Genomic DNA, 17,577 nt, shown 5'->3' with positions numbered 1-17,577 from the left:
GCGCACCTCCAGCCGATAGTTCGTGACCGCGCGGTGGGGAGGCAGCAGGGTGTCGTGACCGTCCCGAGGGCCACCGTTCGGGGTGTCGCGGTTCGGAGAGTCGTGGTCGGGACGTGCGCGGGTGGGGTGTTGCGGTGGTCGCACGTCGTCGTCGACCTCGTGCGCCGCGTGGTCACGACCCGTCGCGCGTGGGGTGTCGAGTGGTCAGGAATGGTCGGCTGGCGATGCGATGGACGACGGTTCGTGACCGGTCGGGGGAACTGAGCGGGGTGTTTCGACCGCTGGCGGGACGGGCGCACCGGCGGCGCGCCGCGGCGTTGCACGAGTGAGCGCTCACGTGCCAGGATGTGAGCGCTCACTGAGGACGACGAGGTTCTGGAGGAACACATGGGTGACGACCGCCGACAGCGGATCGTGGACGGCCGCACCACACTCGGGATCGAGCTCGGCTCCACCCGCATCAAGGCCTGCCTGGTGGACGAGGACCTCGTGCCCATCGCGGCCGGTTCCCACGAGTGGGAGAACGAGTACGTCGACGGCCGCTGGACCTACTCGCTCGAGGCCGTCGAGACCGGACTCCGTGCCGCGTACGCCGCCCTGGTGGCCGACGTCGAGGCGCAGTACGGCGTCGCCCCGAGCACCTACCGCGCGGTGGGCGTGAGCGCGATGATGCACGGCTACCTGGCGTTCGACGCCGCGGGTGAGCTGCTCGTGCCGTTCCGCACCTGGCGCAACACCTCGACCGGCCCCGCGGCCGAACGCCTCAGCAAGGCCCTCGGGTTCAACATCCCGCTGCGCTGGTCGATCGCGCACCTGTACCAGGCGGTCCTCGACGACGAGCCGCACGTGGCCGAGATCGCCGGCGTCACGACCCTGGCCGGCTACGTCCACCGTCGTCTGACCGGCCGGAACGTGCTGGGCGTCGGTGACGCGAGCGGCATGTTCCCGATCGAGGGTGGCCCCGTCGACAGCGGCCCCGGCGACCCGGGCGCGAAGGACTTCGACCACGCCATGCTCGCCACCGCGCAGGACCTGATCGGCGTGCCGGACCTGCGGTCCCTGCTGCCCGAGGTCCTCGTCGCCGGTGCCGAAGCCGGTGAGCTGACCCCCGAGGGTGCGGCCTGGCTCGACCCGACCCGCACGCTCGAACCCGGCGCACCGCTCTGCCCTCCGGAGGGCGACGCCGGAACCGGCATGGTCGCGACGAACGCCGTCGCCCCGCGCACCGGCAACGTCAGCGTCGGCACGAGCATCTTCGCGATGGTCGTGCTCGAGCAGCCGCTGACCACCGCGCACGAGGAACTCGACGTCGTCACCACCCCGGCCGGCGACGCCGTGGCGATGGTGCACTGCAACAACGGCGCGAGCGAGATCGCGAGCTGGGCCCGGGTGTTCGGGCGCTTCGCCGAGGCCTCGAGCGAGCGGACCGGCGCGACCCCGATCGGCATCGACGACGTCTACGCGACCCTGCTCGCCGAGGCCGTCGCCGACGACACCGACCCCGACGCCGGCGGCCTGCTCTCCTTCAACTACCTGGCCGGCGAACCCGTCACCCACGTCGAGGACGGCCGGCCCCTGCTGCTCCGCACCCCCGGCGCACGCTTCACGCTCGGCAACCTGGTGCGCTCCGAGGTGCACGGCGCCTTCGCGACGCTTGCCATCGGCATGGACGTCCTGCACGGCGAACAGGTGCAGGTGGACCGGATGACCGCGCACGGCGGGCTCTTCCGCACACCCGGCAGCCCGCAGCGGCTCCTCGCGGCGGCGTTGCGCGTGCCGATCGCGCTCGAGGAGACCGCGGGCGAGGGCGGCGCGTGGGGGATCGCCGTGCTGGCCGCCTACCTCGAGCACACCGACCAGCAGCTCGCCGACTACCTGTCCGACACCGTGTTCGGCGGGGACGCCGTGCACGTGGCCGAACCCGAGCCGGCGGACGTCGCCGGGTTCCAGACGTACCTGGACCGCTACCGGGCCGCACTGCCCGTGCAGGACGTCGCCGCGGCGGCGACCCGCCCCAGCGCGACCACAGGACCGACCGAAGAGACCGACGGCGCCGACCCGCGCCTCCAGACAGAGGAAGTGACCCGATGACGGACGCGATCGACGAGACCACACGCCAGGCGGTGGCGACGACGCGGGAGCGCGTCGCGCGCCTGCACGGCGAACTCGTCCGCTACGGCCTCGTGATCTGGACCGGCGGCAACGTCTCCGAGCGCGTGCCCGGCACGGACCTGTTCGTCATCAAGCCGAGCGGGGTGTCGAGCGACGACCTGACGCCGGAGAACCAGGTCGTCTGCACCCTCGACGGCGTGCCGGCCGAGGGCTGGGGCAACGAGCACGGCCCGTCCAGCGACACCGCCGCGCACGCCTACGTGTACCGGAACATGCCCGAGGTCGGCGGTGTCGTGCACACCCACTCGACGTACGCGACCGCCTGGGCGGCCCGCGCCGAGGCGATCCCGTGCGTCATCACGGCGATGGCCGACGAGTTCGGCGGACCCATCCCGGTCGGCCCGTTCGCCATCATCGGCGACGACTCGATCGGCCACGGCATCGTCGACACGCTGAGCGGCCACCGCAGCCGCGCGGTCCTGATGCAGAACCACGGTGTCTTCACGATCGGCAAGGACGCGAAGGACGCCGTCAAGGCGGCCGTGATGTGCGAGGACGTGGCACGGACCGTCCACATCGCGAAGCAGGGCGGCGAGGTCGTCCCGATCCCCGAAGCAGACATCGATCGACTCTTCGATCGCTACCAGAACGTCTACGGACAGAACCCCGAAGGAGCCATGCGATGACGCAGGACACCCCGACGCACGTCGACCCGCAGGAAACGCTCGACAGCTACGAGGTCTGGTTCCTCACCGGCTCCCAGGGGCTGTACGGCGAGGAGACCCTGCGCCAGGTCGAGGAGCAGAGCAAGGCCGTCCACGCAGAGCTCGCCGGGCACCTGCCGGTGAAGCTGGTCTGGAAGCCCGTGCTCAAGGACGCCGACGGCATCCGCCGGGCGCTCATCGAGGCGAGCGCCGACGACAAGGTCATCGGTGTCACCACCTGGATGCACACGTTCAGCCCGGCCAAGATGTGGATCGGCGGCCTGCAGGCGCTGACCAAGCCGCTGCTGCACCTGCACACGCAGGCGAACGTCACGCTGCCCTGGGCGGACATCGACTTCGACTTCATGAACCTCAACCAGGCCGCGCACGGCGACCGTGAGTTCGGCTACGCCCTGGCCCGCCTCGGCGTCCGGCACGCCACGGCCGTCGGCCACGTCTCGGACCCCCGCGTCCAGCAGCGCGTCGCGAACTGGACCCGTGCCGCCGCCGGCGCCGCGGCCGTCCGCGAGCTGAAGCTCACCCGCTTCGGCGACAACATGCGCTACGTCGCCGTCACCGAGGGCGACAAGACCGAGGCCGAGATCGAGCTCGGCGTGCAGGTCAACACGTGGGCCGTCAACGAGCTCGCGGCAGCGGTGGACGCCGCCGCAGCGGACACGGCAGCGGTCGACGCGCTCGTGGCGACGTACGAGCGCGACTACGACGTGGACCCGTCCCTGCGCAGCGCCGGCGGCGAACGGCACGCCGCGCTCCGCGACGGTGCCGCCATCGAGATCGGCCTCCGCACCCTGCTCGCGCAGAACGGCAGCGCCGCGTTCACCACGAACTTCGAGGACCTCGGCTCACTCAAGCAGCTGCCGGGCCTGGCCGTGCAGCGCCTGATGGCCGACGGCTACGGCTTCGGTGCCGAGGGTGACTGGAAGACGGCGGTCCTGGTCCGCGCGATGAACGTCGCCGGCGCCGGCCTGCCCGGTGGTGCCTCCCTGATGGAGGACTACACCTACGACCTCACCCCGGGCGCCGAGAAGATCCTCGGGGCGCACATGCTCGAGGTCTCGCCGACGCTCACCACCACGACGCCGACGCTCGAGATCCACCCGCTCGGCATCGGCGGCAAGGACGACCCGGTCCGCCTGGTCTTCACCGCGGACTCCGGCGAGGCCGTCGTCGTCGCGCTGTCCGACACCCGCGACGGCTTCCGCCTCACCGCGAACGTCGTCGACGTCGTGCCGCCGACCGAGGCCCTGCCGAAGCTGCCCGTGGGCCGCGCGGTCTGGGAGCCCCGGCCGTCGTTCCCCGTGGCCGCCGAGGCCTGGCTCACCGCCGGCGCCGCTCACCACACCGTGATGACGACGGCGGTCGGCCTGCAGGTCGTCGAGGACTTCGCGACCATGGTCGGCACCGAGTTCCTGGTGATCGACGAACACACCACCGCACGCGGGTTCCGCGACGAGCTGCGTCTCCAGCAGACGTGGCACCGTCTCGACCGCGGCTTCTAGAGGAGTCAGGACCCACGATGGACGACGTGATCGCGGCCGAGCGCACCCGCACCAACTGGGCGGGCAACGTCACCTACCGCGCCTCGGCGCTGGCCCGGCCGACGTCGGTGGACGAGCTCCAGCAGCTCGTCGCGTCGACGCCGCGCCTGACGGCGCTCGGCTCGCGACACTCGTTCAACACCATCGCCGACACCGATGCCGTCCAGGTCTCGTTGTCGGACCTGCCGCCGGTGCTCGACATCGACACGTCGCGTCGCGTCGTGCGGGTCGCCGCCGGCATGACGCACAGCCAGGTCGCGGCCGGTCTGGAGGCCCGTGGCTGGGCACTCGGGAACCTCGCGTCCCTGCCGCACATCTCCACGGCCGGGGCCGTCGCCACGGGGACGCACGGCTCCGGTGTGCGGAACCCGTCGCTCGCGCAGGCGGTGGTCGGCCTCGACGTCGTCCGCGCCTCCGGTGAGATCGCCCACGTCGACGCCTCGTCACCGGACGGGCTGCTCGACGCCCACCGGGTCGGGATCGGCGCGCTCGGCGTCGTCACCGCGGTGGAGCTCGCGATCGAGCCGACGTTCCAGGTCGCCACGACGGTGCACCTCGACCTGCCGTGGGACGCCGTCGCCGCGCAGTTCGACCAGGTGATGTCCGACGCGTACTCCGTGTCGATGTTCACCTCGTTCGACGACCGCGGTGCCCGGCAGGTCTGGGTCAAGCACCGCGTCGACGAGGCCGCACCGACCGTCGACCTCGTGGCCCTCGGCGCCCGTGCGGCCTCGGGTCCGGTGCATCCGGGTGAGAACGACCCTGCCGGGGTCACCGAGCAGGGCGGCGTGCCGGGGCCGTGGTCGGAGCGACTGCCGCACTTCCGGTCCTCGTTCACCCCGTCGACCGGGGCCGAGATCCAGGCGGAGTACCTGATCCCCGCTGCCTCGGCGGTGGCGGCGCTCGAGGCGCTCCGACCGCTGGCGTCGCTGTTCGCCCCGATCCTCATCGCCGCCGAGGTCCGCACCATCGCCGCCGACACCGCGTGGCTCGCGCCGTCGTCCGGTCGACAGTCGGTCGGCCTGCACTTCACGTTCCGTCGCGACGCCGCAGCCGTGGCCGCGGCGGTGGCCCGGATCGAGGACGTCCTCGAGCCGTTCGACCCGCGGCCGCACTGGGGCAAGGTCTCCGCGGCCAGTGCCGAGCGGCTGCACGAGGCGTACCCGCGGCTGTCCGACTTCGCCGCACTCGCCCGTGACCTCGACCCCACGGGGCGGTTCCGGAACGCGTTCCTGGCCCGCATCCTGTCCTGAGCCGCGCCGGTTCCCAGCGGATCGGGATGCGTTGTCCGGGTGTCGCACCGGAGCAGCGCCGGGCGTTCACATGTGAGGACGCAAAGGTCGGGGCATGGCGAACCTCAACCGCATCATCGGCATGGCCTCCAAGGTCATCGACAAGAAGCTCCAGAAGCGTGGGCAGGGGGGCACCGCGCCCGGCGCCGGATCGCAGCAGGGCGGAACCGACTGGCGCGGCATCGTGCGCAGCGCCGCGGACAAGCTGACCGGTGACGACCGGAACCAGCAGCAGCCGCCGCAGCAGCACGGCCAGCCGCAGCAGTACGGCCAGCCGCAGCAGTACGGCCAGCCGCAGCAGTACGGCCAGCCGCAGCAGCAGCAGCACGCCGCCACGCCGCAGCACGGGGCCGACGCCGACAAGGTCGCCCTGGCGAAGTACGACTACCTGCTCCGCACCTCGTCGCCGGAGCAGCTCGAGCAGGTCCACCACGACGCCTTCGCGCGGCTCACCCCGGCGCAGCGCCAGCAGGTCCGCGACCGCCTGAACTCCGAGCTCCCGCCCCACGAGCACCTGCGCGACGACTCGGCGGGCGGCATGGCCCGTGCGATGACCCGCGGAGAGATGTCGCGTCCGGGTCTGGTCCGACGGGTCCTCGGCGGTTCCGGCCGCTCGGGCAACGGCCGCGGACGCGCCGGGGCGTTCGCCGGTGGTGCAGCGGTCGGCGCCGGCGCGATGGCGTTCGGTGGCCTCGCCGCCGCGGTGGCCGGGGGAGCGGTGCTGAGCGCTGCCGCCGGTCCGGTCCTGGCAGGGGCGGCCGACCTCGGCGTCGACTTCGAGGGCATCGCCTCGGGCATGGGCGACCTCGGGCTCGGTGACCTCGGCGGGGGCGTCGAGGGACTCCTCGGCGAGGGCGAGCAGCTCCTCGGCGGGTTCGGTGAGCAGGCCGCGGGGTTCGGAGAGCAGGCGTCCGGGCTCGGCGAGCAGGCGTCGAACCTCGGCAACGACTTCCTCGGTGGCCTCTTCGACCGCTGACGCGCTGCGGTGCGAACGCATCGGGAATAGCGGGACGGCGTCCGGCGCTTGCAATGTTTCGTCGTGCGTCGTCCGACGCACGCGAGATTCGGACGGGCCACCGTCGCGGTGTCAGGATGGACGCCGCCCGGCGGGTGAACCGTTCCGCCGTCGCAGCGACCGCCACCGCGATCGCGACCCCCTTCCCCGAGGAGCAGCACCGTCATGAGACGCCCCAACCGCCTGACGATCACCGCGGCCGTCGCCGCAGCAGCAGCCCTGGTCCTGACCGGCTGCTCGGGTGGGGGTTCGTCCGACGACGGCGCCGAGGGCACGGCCAAGGGCGGCACGCTCAACATCCTGACGCCGCAGACCTCGTTCCACCTCGACCCCGCGACCAGCCAGAGCCTCGGCATCACGTCGATGGGCCTCGTCGCCCGACGGCTCACCACGTGGGATGTCGAGCCGGGCAAGACGGCGAAGGTCGTCCCCGACCTGGCGACCAACACCGGGGTCTCGAGCGACGACGGCAAGACCTGGACCTACACGCTGAAGGACGGCGTCGAGTTCCAGGACGGCACGCCGATCACCACGAAGGACATCAAGTGGGGCATCGAGCGCTCGTTCGCGCCGACCCTGAGCGGTGGCCTGAGCTACCACAAGTCGCTCCTGGTCGGTGGTGACTCCTACAAGGGCCCGTTCGACGGCAAGTCGCTCGACAGCATCGAGACCCCGAACGACAAGACCATCGTCTTCAAGCTGAACGACGCGTACGGCGACTGGCCGTGGCTCGCGTCGATGCCCGCGTTCACCCCGGTGCCCGAGGGCGACGGCAAGGACACCGGCGCCTACGACCTGAAGCCGGTCGCATCCGGTCCGTACCAGGTGCAGTCGAACACGCAGGGCTCGCAGGTCACGCTCGTCCGCAACAAGAACTGGAGCGCGAAGACCGACGAGGTCCGCACCGCCGGCCCGTCGAAGATCGTCTTCAAGGAGAGCCAGGACCAGTCCACGGCGACGCAGACGCTCATCGCGGACAACGGCGACGCCAAGAACTCCTTCGGCGCCATCTACCTGGGTGCCGCCGAGCTCAACCAGGTGCGCAGCAACCCGGCCGCCCAGGACCGCCTCGCCACCTCGAAGGCCGGCCCGATCAGCTACATGGCGATCAACACGCAGCGCGGTGAGCTCAAGGACCTCAAGGTCCGCCAGGCGCTGCAGTACGCGGTCGACCGCAAGTCCTTCCGCATCGCCGCCGGCGGCGCGATCGCCGGTTCGTACGCCTCGACGCTCATCACCCCGGGCATCGCCGGACGCCAGGACTACGACCTGTACAAGACGAAGGCCACCGGTGACGTCGACAAGGCGAAGGAGCTGCTCAAGGAGGCCGGCGTCAGCAACCTGAAGCTGACCCTGGTCACCCAGAACGACCCCACCTACCTCGCCCAGGCGCAGGCGCTGCAGTCCGGCCTGAAGCGTGCCGGCATCGCCGTGACGCTCAAGCCGCTCGACTACGACTCCTTCACGCAGGCGACCACCAACGGCACCGACTTCGACCTGTCGCTGTCGAGCTGGCAGCCGGACTTCCCGAGCGCGAACGCCAACCTGCAGCCCCTGTACGACTCGTCGCAGATCGGTGGCGGCGGCTACAACGTCTCGAAGTACAGCAACCCCGAGGTCGACGCCCTCATCGCGAAGGCCAGCTCCACGGTCGACCAGGACGACGCGCAGAAGCTCTGGGCCCAGGCGGACCAGAAGATCATGGCCGACGCCCCGGTCGTGCCGCTGATCTACGCGAAGCAGTCCTTCCTCGCCGGCTCGAACGTGCAGAACTTCCAGATCGCGGACTTCCCCGCGTACCCGAACTACCTCAAGGTCTCGCTCAAGCAGTGACCGAACCGATCCTGCAGGTCGAGGGGCTCCGCGTCGCGTTCGGCGACGCGGAGCCCGTCGTCCGTGACGTCTCCTTCGACCTGACGCCCGGCCGGGTCCTCGCCCTGGTGGGGGAGTCCGGCTCGGGCAAGTCCGTCAGCGCCATGAGCGTGCTCGGGCTCCTGCCGCCGCAGGCCTCGGTGTCGGGCAGCGCCCGGTTCCGTGGCGAGGAACTCATCGGTGCCCCCGTCGAGACGGTCCGCGCCGTCCGGGGTGCTGGCATCGGCGTGGTGTTCCAGGAGCCGATGAACTCGTTCACGCCCGTCCTGTCAATCGGCACGCAGATCGCCGAGGCCGTCCGAGCCCACCCGACCGGGCTCGACCGCGCCGGGGTCCGGGCGCGCGTCGACGAACTGCTCCGTGACGCCGGGCTCACCGACCCGGAGCGCATCCGGAAGGCCTACCCGCACGAACTGTCCGGCGGCCAGCTCCAGCGCGCGATGATCGCGATGGCCCTGGCCGGCGACCCGGTCGCACTCTTCGCCGACGAGCCCACGACCGCGCTCGACGTCACCGTGCAGGCCGGCATCCTCGACCTGCTGCGGCGGCTCGGCCGCGAGCGCTCCCTCGCCGTGCTGCTCATCACCCACGACATGGGCGTGGTCGCCGACGTCGCGGACGACCTGCTGGTGCTGCGCCGCGGCGACCCGGTCGAGCACGGGACCGTCGCCGAGGTCTTCGCCCACCCGACCGCCGACTACACGCGCGAACTCCTCGCGGCCGTCCCCAGCCTGGAGGCGCGCCCCGCGTCCGCAGCGCCGGCTGCGGACCCGGACGCCCGGGCCGGCGATCCCGGCTCACGCGCCCAGCGACAGCTCACGGCTCCAGGCGCGCGTGAGGTGTCGCCCAGCGCGAAGACCGCTGCGGTGACCGGCGAGGCGGACGCGAGTCGCGCCTCCCGGTCGCTGGTGGCGCGCCTGCGCGACGTCGCCGTGCGGTACTCGCGCCGAGGCGGACCGACCGTGTCCGGCATCGACCTCGACCTGCACGCTGGCGAGACCGTCGGCCTGGTGGGCGAATCCGGTTCCGGCAAGTCCACGATCGGGCGCGCGCTCGCGGGGCTGGTGCCCGTCGTCGCCGGCTCGGTCGAGGTGGACGGCAGCGACCTGCGCACCGCTCGCGGACGACGACTGCGCGAGCTGCGCAGTCGGGTCGGCATCGTGTTCCAGGACCCGGCGTCGTCGCTCAACCCGCGGCAGACCATCGGCTGGAGCATCGCGGAACCGCTGCTCGTGCACGGCACCGACTCCGCTGTGGGCCGGGCCGAGCGGGTCCGTGAACTGCTGACCGCCGTGCAGCTCGACCCGACGTGGGCCGAGCGGTTCCCGCACCAGCTGTCGGGCGGCCAGCGGCAGCGCGTCGCCGTCGCGCGTGCGCTCGCACTGCGGCCGGCACTCGTCATCGCCGACGAACCGACCTCGGCACTCGACGTGACGGTGCAGGCCGCCGTGCTCGACCTGCTCGCCGGGCTGCAGCGGGAGTTCGGCTTCGGCATGCTGCTCATCAGCCACGACCTCGCCGTCGTCCGTCAGCTCGCCGACCGGGTGATCGTGCTGCGCGACGGCCGGATCGTCGAGCGGGGGAGCACCGACGCCGTGCTCGACGACCCGCAACAGGACTACACGCGCATGCTCCTCGCCGCAGCGCCCGTCGCCGATCCCGTGCGACAGGCCGCTCGCCGCGAGGCGTGGCGCGCGTGGGAAGGAGTGGCCTCGTGACAGCCAACGTCGTCGACCGACCGGTCGCACCGTCCGGCCGGACCACCGGCTTCCGGGCCGTGGTGCGACGCGTCCGGCAGGACCGCTGGGCGGTGGCTTCAGCCGTCGTCATCGCGGTGTTCCTGGTGGTCGCCGTGGCGGCCCCGCTCATCGCGAAGGCGTCCGGGCAGGACCCGTACTCGTACGACATCGACGCGCTCAACTCGTTCGGCGCTCCGCGCGGTCCGGGCGGCGGCATCAGCGGTGAGCACTGGTTCGGCGTCGAGCCCCTGACCGGGCGCGACCTGTTCTCGATCGTCACGTACGGTGCTCGGACGTCGCTCGGCATCGGACTCGCCGCGACCCTGGTCTCGATCGTCATCGGCGTGCTCGTCGGCGTCACGACCGGGTTCTTCGGCGGCTGGTACGACCGGGTGCTCTCGCGGGTCGTCGACGTGATCTTCGGGTTCCCGTCGCTCGTGTTCATGATCGCCCTCACCGCGATCGTGCCGTCGTCGTTCCCGAAGCCCGTGCTCGTCGTGCTCGTCATCGGGTTCTTCGGCTGGCCGGCCGTGGCCCGTGTCGTGCGGGGGCAGACGCTGTCGCTCGTCAGCCGGAACTACGTCGTCGCCTCCACCGCGATGGGCGCTGGACGGTGGCACGTCATCCGCACGCAGCTGCTGCCGAACCTCGCCGCGACGATCACCGTCTACGCGACCATCTCGATCCCGTCGATGATCGGTGCCGAGGCCGCGCTCTCGTTCCTGGCCGTCGGCGTCAACCCGCCGACGCCGTCGTGGGGTCGCAGCATCGGCGACGCCATCGGCTGGGTGCAGACCGATCCCATGTACCTCGTGTTCCCCGGAGCCGCACTGTTCCTCATCACCCTCGCCTTCAACGTGCTCGGTGACGCCCTGCGCGACGCCCTCGACCCGCGAGGGGGCACCGCGTGAACGCCGCCACCCTGCGGTTCCTGGCGATCCGCGTGCTCGGAGCCGCCGTCGTGCTGCTCGTCGTCGCGGCCATCACGTACGCGCTCTTCATGCTCCTGCCGACCAACCCGGCCCGGGCGATCTGCGACAAGCCCTGTACGCCGGACCGGCTGCAAGAGGTCCAGGCCTTCCTCGGCACTGACAAGCCTTGGCTCGCACAGTTCGGCGCCTACCTGGCCGGCATCTTCACCGGCCGGACCTTCGGCAGCGGCAACAGCGTCATCGAGTGCGCGGCGCCGTGCTTCGGGTACTCGTTCCAGCTGCACGAGAGCGTCACCGAGCTGATCCTCGCGCGCCTGCCCGTCACGGCCTCGATCGCCGTGGGCGCCGCCGTGCTGTGGCTCGTCGCCGGGGTGTTCGGCGGCACCGTCTCGGCGCTGCGCCGCGGCACCTTCGTCGACCGGGCCGTCATGACGGTCGCGGTCGCCGGTGTCTCGTCCCCGGCGTACCTGGTCGGGCTGCTCGGCATCCTGCTGTTCGGGTTCGTGCTGGGGATCCTGCCGACCAGCGGCTACGTGGCCTTCGGTGACGACCCGGTCGGCTGGTTCACCCACCTGATCCTGCCGTGGTGCGTGCTCGCGTTCATCAGCGCTGCGATCTACGCCCGGTTGACCCGTGGCGAGATGCTCGAGTCGATGTCGCAGGACTTCGTGCGGACCGCCCGGGCCAAGGGGCTGCGCGAGCGCCAGGTCGTCGTGCGGCACGGGCTCCGGACGGCGATCCTGCCCGTCGTGACGCTGTTCGGGCTCGACCTCGGGTCGCTGCTCGGTGGTGCGGTCATCACGGAGAAGGTGTTCTCGATGCAGGGCCTCGGCGCGCTGCTCATCGACGCGGTGCACACGCTCGACCTGCAGGTGGTCGTCGGCTTCACGCTGTTCTCGGCGCTGCTGATCGTCACGGCGAACGTGATCGTCGACGTGGTCTACGCGTTCGTCGACCCGCGGGTGCGGCGCCGGGCGTAGGGCCGCGGCGCGCTCCGCTCGTGTGGTGCGAGGTTCCGTACTCCGTGCGAGCGCGTCTGCCTGCCACGGAATCGGGAACCTCGCACCAGAGCGCATCAGCCCGCGCGCCCCACCACCCGGGCGACGTCCATCAGAAGTACGTGATGCCGTGCGGCGTCCGCGGCGGCAGCAGCATCGCGCGGAGCAGCTCCACCGACGCCGGGTCCGCAGCGCGGACGAGCCCCGCGGCGGCCAGGGTGACGGGGGAGACCGACCCGATCAGCAGCGCACCGAGCTCTGCGACGTCGAGCTGGACGTCAGACCCGGCCACGTCGACGTCGTCGGCGATGCGCGTGACGGTGCCACGGGCCTCCTGGACGTCGAGGCGGTACGTGCCGGTGGTGAAGCCGAGCGCGTCGGTGACCCCGAGTGTCAGGGACCCGTCGATGGCGAACGGCCGCGAGGTCAGCACCGCCGGCACGTCGAGCACGCGCAGCCAGACGTGGTCCTCTTCGTGGTCGACGTCGTACGCACGGTTGTCGCCGAGCGCCGCGACGATGGGGTCGTCGAGGCGTGAGCGGTTGTACTTCACGACGTCGTTGAGGTCGACCGAGAGCAGGAACTCCCACAGGGCGGTGTAGGCCTGGTCGTCCGCGTACACCAGGTCGACGATCTCGAGCGCGGTGTCGGAACCGCGGTCCTCCTTGACGCGCCAGGTGACGTAGCCGTCGATCTCGTCGGAGCCGTCGGGACGGTGCACCGCCGCGCGGACGTCCTTCGCCTTCTGCCCGTCGTGGCCGAGCAGGCCGAACGCGATCGGCCAGGTTCCGGTGTTGCGGACCATCGAGCCGGGGGTGCGGACGTGGAACCGGTCGAAGACCGCCTTGCCCGGGCCGTCGGCCAGCCACTGCGGCGTGACGACCGACACCGTGCCGGAGGTCGGGGCGAGCAGGGGGAGCGCGCGCTCACGGCGGACGTGCACAGCACGCTCGCGGATGGCGCAGCCGAAGCCGAAGCGGCGGTAGATGGTGCCCTCGGACGCGGTCAGCGACGCGACGGCGTAGCCCTCGGCGACCCCGCGCTCGAGCGCGTGCGTCATCATCCGGCGCAGGATGCCGCGGCGACGCTCGGTCGGGCGGACGGTGACCGCGGAGATCGCCTGGGTGTCGACGGAGGAGCCGTCGCCCCAGCTCAGCGCCTTGCGGAACCACGTGAAGGTGCCGGCCGGCCACGTCTCGTCGACGGACCCCGGGAACGGCTCGCGCACGTAGACCCCGAGGAACGTCTCTTCGTCGGCGATGAAGTGCGACGCCATGCGGGCTGCGCCCTCGGCGTCGGGGTCGGCTTCGTGGAAGCCCATCCCGACGGCCTGCATCCACGCTGCCGTCTCGGCGTTCGGTGCCCCCTTGTCGTCCGTCCCGGGCGCGAACTCGCGCAGCTCGTAGCGGTCGTCGAATGCCTCGTTGCTCACGTTCCGACACTATCGGGACCGGGTGACGTCGCGACAGGCGCGTGGTCGGTCCGGTCGGACTGGAGGCCCGGATCGCGTCCGGCGGACGGGCTGCGGGGTGCGGGTGGCCGGTTCGGGTGCCGGGTTCGGGTGCCGCGGACGCACGGTGCGGGATGCAGGGCGGGCCGCACGGTGCTGAGTTCGTGGGTCCGGGCGGTGGAAGTGGCTCGGTGCGGGGTCGTGGCGGGGCACGGGGCGGGCAAGTTCGCACGGGTCGGGCGATCCGGCACGGTGCGCATGCGCGAGGAACCGGCACGCCTGACGAACCCGGCACGGTGCGGCTCCGTGGTCGCGTCCTTCGGGCTCACCCGGAGCCGCACGGTGCGGGGTTCGTGGGTCGGGGCGATGGAGGTGGCTCGGTGCGGGGTCGTGGCGGAGCACGGTGCGGGCAAGTTCGCACGGGTGGGGTGAACCAGCACCGCACGACGAACCCCCGCACCGCATGACGAACCCCCGCACCGTGCGATTCCGTGGCCGCTGGCCGCGTCAGTCGGTTGCGCCCCGCGGGGGATCGACGAGCAGCCCGACGCGGTCGTCCAGGTAGTCGGCGAGGGGGACTGCGGCGCCGGCGGTCGGGGACCACCGGACCGAGGGCACGTCCTCGATGACGACGAGTACGCCCTCGGCGCCGACGAGGGAGTCGTCGACGGGGATCGGGACGGCGCCGTGGTTCACCGTGTCACCAGCGTCGAAATGGCCCTTCGCGGCGGCGGCTCGGTAGGCGCGGCGGACCTCGGCGGAGACCGACTGGTACTGCGACCGACCGGGTTCGGTGACGCGGGTGATCGACCCGGTGGCCCAGACACGGCCGGCGGTCTCGGGGGACGACCCGATCAGGAGTGCTCCGACCCGCCACACCCGGCCGAGGGGTCGCATCGTCGGGTCACGACGGATCCCGAGGACCGCCTTCGGCTGCACGTACTCGCCGAGTGCTTCGTCCGGGACGTCCGCGGCGCGGAGCCGTCGGGCCGCTGCGTCGAGGAGCTCCCGCGCCCGCTGCACTCCGTCCGTCACGTCCACCGAGCCTAGACCGGGTGGTGGTCGTCGTCTCGGTCCTGTTCTCGGTGGTGGTCCGCTCGACGTGGTGCGCTGCGCTGCGGCGTCCGTGGCTGGTGCCGGCGCGGGCCGTGCCAGCGCGGCGACGACGTGCGGCGCTCACGAAGCCCGCCGTCATCATCACCGCCCCGTACGTCAGGAGCACGCCGGCGACCGCGGGGATGAGCCAGCTCCGCGACCCGTTGACGACCTGGTTGACGATGCCGATCTCCGGCACGGAGTACCAGACCACGCCGCGGATCTGCACGGCGGTGACCGGTGCCGGGTCGGCCTCGGCGTTGTTGTCGCCCTTGAGGACGAAGGTTCGCTCGCCGTCCGACGACGACGACACCGAGACCACGCGGTGGCTGACGACCGCGGGCTGGCCCGACACGATCTGGTAGGTCACGACGTCGCCGACGCGGATGTCGTCGATCGGGGTCGGACGGACCACGAGCAGCGTCCCCGGCGGCAGCGTCGGCTCCATCGACTGCGTCAGGACGGTGAGCGGCATCGAGCCGGTGGCCTTCGGCACGACGATCAGCACGACCGCCAGGGCGGCGACGAGCAGCAGGAGTCCGGTGCTGAGGCCGAGCACGACGGCGTGGACGACGGCGCGCCAGCCGGAGCGCGGGGTGGGGGTGCTCATGCGCCGCATCGGATCGCCGCCCCGTTGTCCTGCGTGAAGAGCGTGACCTTGCCGGTGCCCGCGACGGTGCTCGTGGGGTTGCCGGCGCTGTCGAGCACCTTGACGGTGACGGTCAGCGTGCCAGCGGTGCCGGCGCTCGCGGGGACGTCCGGCGGCGCGATCGTGATGAACGCGGAGTAGTCCTGCGCCTTCTGCCCGACCGGGGTCGAGCCGACGAACGCGCCGTACCAGGTGTCCATCGGCCGGTTCGCGGCGTCCCACCGGATCTCGACGTACCAACCGCCGTGGTCCGTGCAGACCAGCGAGGGCGTGGTGTCGACGGTCGCTGCCGGGGTGGTCAGGGTGAAGCCGCCGGCGACGACGCCCGAGGTCCAGGTGCCGCTCGTGACGGTGAGGTTGACGTTCACCTTGGCGGTCGAGCCGGCCGGGGCCGATGACTGCAGGGTGCTGCGGGTGCACCAGACGGCGGAGGCGCCGGCGGCGAGCTTCGCGCTCATGCTCGGCAGCGACGCCCAGGTGCCGGTGACGGACCCGGTGCCGACGGCCGTGCTCGTGGTGCAGCCAGCGGTCGAGGCGACCGGCCAGGCGACGACGGTGACGGCCTTGGCGAGTGCGGTCGAGCTGCCGGACACGACGGAGACCGTGGTGGTGGCGGTGCCGGCGAGGGTGCCCGAGTCGGTCAGGGTGATCGGCTTCGTCGTCGAGGTGACGCTCGACGAGAACGCCGTGGTGAGGGCGCTCGTGCCGCCGATGGACGCCGCGACCGTGCCGACCGTGGTGCTCGCCGCTGTGGTGCCCGACGCGCTCCACAGTGCCCACGCGGCGCTCGAGGTGCCACCGACGAACACGGCGGTGAGGAGCACGGCGACGAGGAGCCGGAGGCGGCGGTTCATGCGGAGACCTGCGTTCCCGTGACGGTGAGGGTGAAGTCGGTGGTGGCGCCGGCGACGCTCTGCGGGGCGTCGGCGTCGAGGGCCATCTCGAGGCAGGCGATGCCGCTGCCCCCGGCCGGCAGGGTGAAGGACCCGGTGCCGGTGTCGAAGGTGGCGAGCCGCGCGCTCGTGCCGGTGAGCCCGGGCACGCACTTCGCGGCCGAGGACACCATCGCGAGGTGGAGCGTCAGCTCACCGGTCGCCGCCGCGACGGACGACTTGGAGGCCGTCGTCGTGACGCGCATCGACAGGGGGACCGAGCCGGTGTTCCGCACCGTGAAGGTGCCGGTGGTGCTCGTGCCCGGCCCGAGGACCGCGGTGTTCATCGCCGTCGTGCTGCCGACGGTGATGGTCGCCGTGGCGGAGCGCACCGTGGTGGCTGCCGTGCTGGCCGTCCCGTTCCAGAGGGCGTACGTGCCGCCGGCGCCGAGGAGCGCCGTTCCGACCGCGACGACCAGGGCGATCGCGACCGGCCACACCCAGCGGTACCGTCGGGCTGCGCGGTGGCGTCCCGTCGTCCGCGGTGTGGCGGTCATGTGCGTGCTCCTGGTCGTCGTGGTCGGTGGGGTGCGATCGGGGGATCAGGAACCGATCGCGGTCTGGGTCAGCGTGAAGGCCAGCGCGCTGAGGTTGATCGAGCCGCCCTGACCGGTGGTCGCCGACGAGGGGAGCGTCACCGTGAAGACGACCTTGACGGTCGACGTGGACGAGGACGGCGAGACCACGAACGTGTTCGTGTTCGACGAGGACTGCACGACCGAAGCGCTCGTCGACGTGACGGCAAGCGTCTTCGTCGTGGCGGCGAGCAGCGCGGCGTCGCCGGTGATGCTCTGGTTGGCGTACGTCAGGTTCGCCTTGAGGTCCTGGCCGGTCGCGCCGATGTTCAGCGTCTGCGTGAACTGGAACGTGTTGCCCGGCACCATCAGGGCCTTCGTGGGGTCGATCGCGGTGGAACGACCGTTCGTGATGTCGGTCCAGGCACCGTCGTTGTTGGCGCTCAGCGTCAGGGTGCCGGCGCTCACGGCGGACGCGGCGCTCGAGGCGCTGGCGTTCCAGAGGGCGAACGTGCCCGCACCGCCGAGGAGGAGTGCGACGCCTGCTGCGCCGGCGATGGCACCGGTGACGATCTTGTGCATGGGGTGGATCCGTTCCTGCGTGCTCCGGGCACGCTGAAGCCCACCGGGGACATTCGGGCGTCGTGTCCGGTGGGGAGGTTGTCATCGACCCAGTGGTTGGAGGGGGTCGCGGCTGACCGGTGCCGAGAACG

16 protein-coding genes are annotated in these 17,577 nt (G+C 71.8%); 10 read left to right on the top strand and 6 right to left on the bottom strand.

Features of this window, described 5'->3' with window-relative positions; all coding sequences use genetic code 11:
• Nucleotides 1-387 precede the first annotated feature (387 nt).
• The 9 genes from DEJ06_RS02010 to DEJ06_RS01970 all read left to right on the top strand — a co-directional run bounded on the left by DEJ06_RS02010 (nucleotide 388) and on the right by DEJ06_RS01970 (nucleotide 12,205).
• On the top strand, nucleotides 388-2,091 hold the full coding sequence (locus DEJ06_RS02010) for a xylulokinase (protein ID WP_111038233.1): 1,704 nt from the start codon (nucleotides 388-390) through the stop codon (nucleotides 2,089-2,091).
• Nucleotides 2,088-2,798: an L-ribulose-5-phosphate 4-epimerase gene (locus tag DEJ06_RS02005; RefSeq protein WP_071247850.1), complete on the top strand. Its 711-nt coding sequence runs from the start codon at nucleotides 2,088-2,090 to the stop codon at nucleotides 2,796-2,798. The genes DEJ06_RS02010 and DEJ06_RS02005 overlap by 4 nt, the downstream gene beginning before the upstream one ends.
• Nucleotides 2,795-4,336: an L-arabinose isomerase gene (gene araA, locus DEJ06_RS02000; protein ID WP_111038232.1), complete on the top strand. Its 1,542-nt coding sequence runs from the start codon at nucleotides 2,795-2,797 to the stop codon at nucleotides 4,334-4,336. The genes DEJ06_RS02005 and araA overlap by 4 nt, the downstream gene beginning before the upstream one ends.
• Before the next feature lie 17 nt (nucleotides 4,337-4,353).
• Nucleotides 4,354-5,628, top strand: coding sequence for an FAD-binding protein (locus tag DEJ06_RS01995; RefSeq protein ID WP_111038231.1), 1,275 nt, complete (start codon nucleotides 4,354-4,356; stop codon nucleotides 5,626-5,628).
• A gap of 94 nt (nucleotides 5,629-5,722) precedes the next feature.
• Complete coding sequence (locus DEJ06_RS18170) at nucleotides 5,723-6,643, top strand: cation-transporting ATPase (RefSeq protein ID WP_181436730.1); 921 nt, start codon at nucleotides 5,723-5,725, stop codon at nucleotides 6,641-6,643.
• Between the two features lie 204 nt (nucleotides 6,644-6,847).
• Nucleotides 6,848-8,515: an ABC transporter substrate-binding protein gene (locus DEJ06_RS01985; protein WP_110865217.1), complete on the top strand. Its 1,668-nt coding sequence runs from the start codon at nucleotides 6,848-6,850 to the stop codon at nucleotides 8,513-8,515.
• On the top strand, nucleotides 8,512-10,272 hold the full coding sequence (locus DEJ06_RS01980) for an ABC transporter ATP-binding protein (RefSeq protein ID WP_111038230.1): 1,761 nt from the start codon (nucleotides 8,512-8,514) through the stop codon (nucleotides 10,270-10,272). The genes DEJ06_RS01985 and DEJ06_RS01980 overlap by 4 nt, the downstream gene beginning before the upstream one ends.
• Complete coding sequence (locus DEJ06_RS01975; RefSeq protein ID WP_017888404.1) at nucleotides 10,269-11,204, top strand: ABC transporter permease; 936 nt, start codon at nucleotides 10,269-10,271, stop codon at nucleotides 11,202-11,204. The genes DEJ06_RS01980 and DEJ06_RS01975 overlap by 4 nt, the downstream gene beginning before the upstream one ends.
• The gene (locus DEJ06_RS01970; protein ID WP_111038229.1) at nucleotides 11,201-12,205 is read left to right on the top strand and encodes an ABC transporter permease; all 1,005 of its coding nucleotides are present in this window, start codon (nucleotides 11,201-11,203) and stop codon (nucleotides 12,203-12,205) included. The genes DEJ06_RS01975 and DEJ06_RS01970 overlap by 4 nt, the downstream gene beginning before the upstream one ends.
• A gap of 130 nt (nucleotides 12,206-12,335) precedes the next feature.
• Here DEJ06_RS01970 and DEJ06_RS01965 read toward each other — a convergent pair whose 3' ends face one another.
• The gene (locus DEJ06_RS01965) at nucleotides 12,336-13,655 is read right to left on the bottom strand and encodes a GNAT family N-acetyltransferase (RefSeq protein ID WP_111038228.1); all 1,320 of its coding nucleotides are present in this window, start codon (nucleotides 13,653-13,655) and stop codon (nucleotides 12,336-12,338) included.
• Nucleotides 13,656-13,931: 276 nt separating this feature from the next.
• Here DEJ06_RS01965 and DEJ06_RS18165 point away from each other — a divergent pair, with 276 nt between their 5' ends.
• On the top strand, nucleotides 13,932-14,105 hold the full coding sequence (locus DEJ06_RS18165) for a hypothetical protein (RefSeq protein WP_181436731.1): 174 nt from the start codon (nucleotides 13,932-13,934) through the stop codon (nucleotides 14,103-14,105).
• 75 nt (nucleotides 14,106-14,180) lie between these two features.
• Here DEJ06_RS18165 and DEJ06_RS01955 read toward each other — a convergent pair whose 3' ends face one another.
• The 5 genes from DEJ06_RS01955 to DEJ06_RS01935 are packed head-to-tail and all read right to left on the bottom strand — an operon-like array spanning nucleotide 14,181 to nucleotide 17,446.
• Entirely contained in the window at nucleotides 14,181-14,612 is a 432-nt protein-coding gene (locus DEJ06_RS01955; protein WP_111038226.1) for a hypothetical protein, read from the bottom strand.
• Nucleotides 14,578-15,378 (bottom strand): signal peptidase I, encoded by an 801-nt coding sequence (locus DEJ06_RS01950; RefSeq protein ID WP_258372405.1) that lies wholly within the window; start codon nucleotides 15,376-15,378, stop codon nucleotides 14,578-14,580. Before DEJ06_RS01950 ends, DEJ06_RS01955 begins: the two co-directional genes overlap by 35 nt.
• Nucleotides 15,375-16,271 carry a hypothetical protein gene (locus DEJ06_RS01945; RefSeq protein WP_111038224.1) on the bottom strand — a complete coding sequence of 299 codons (897 nt, stop codon included), beginning with the start codon at nucleotides 16,269-16,271 and terminating at the stop codon, nucleotides 15,375-15,377. Before DEJ06_RS01945 ends, DEJ06_RS01950 begins: the two co-directional genes overlap by 4 nt.
• Complete coding sequence (locus DEJ06_RS01940; protein ID WP_111038223.1) at nucleotides 16,268-16,846, bottom strand: TasA family protein; 579 nt, start codon at nucleotides 16,844-16,846, stop codon at nucleotides 16,268-16,270. The genes DEJ06_RS01945 and DEJ06_RS01940 overlap by 4 nt, the downstream gene beginning before the upstream one ends.
• A 45-nt stretch (nucleotides 16,847-16,891) precedes the next feature.
• The gene (locus DEJ06_RS01935) at nucleotides 16,892-17,446 is read right to left on the bottom strand and encodes an alternate-type signal peptide domain-containing protein (RefSeq protein ID WP_111022073.1); all 555 of its coding nucleotides are present in this window, start codon (nucleotides 17,444-17,446) and stop codon (nucleotides 16,892-16,894) included.
• Nucleotides 17,447-17,577: the final 131 nt, after the last annotated feature.

This window comes from Curtobacterium sp. MCLR17_051 (assembly GCF_003234395.1).
In the GTDB taxonomy this organism is placed as follows: Bacteria; Actinomycetota; Actinomycetes; order Actinomycetales; family Microbacteriaceae; genus Curtobacterium; species Curtobacterium flaccumfaciens.
Note: the sequence above shows the minus strand (reverse complement) of the source record. Positions and strands in the feature narration are given on the sequence as shown.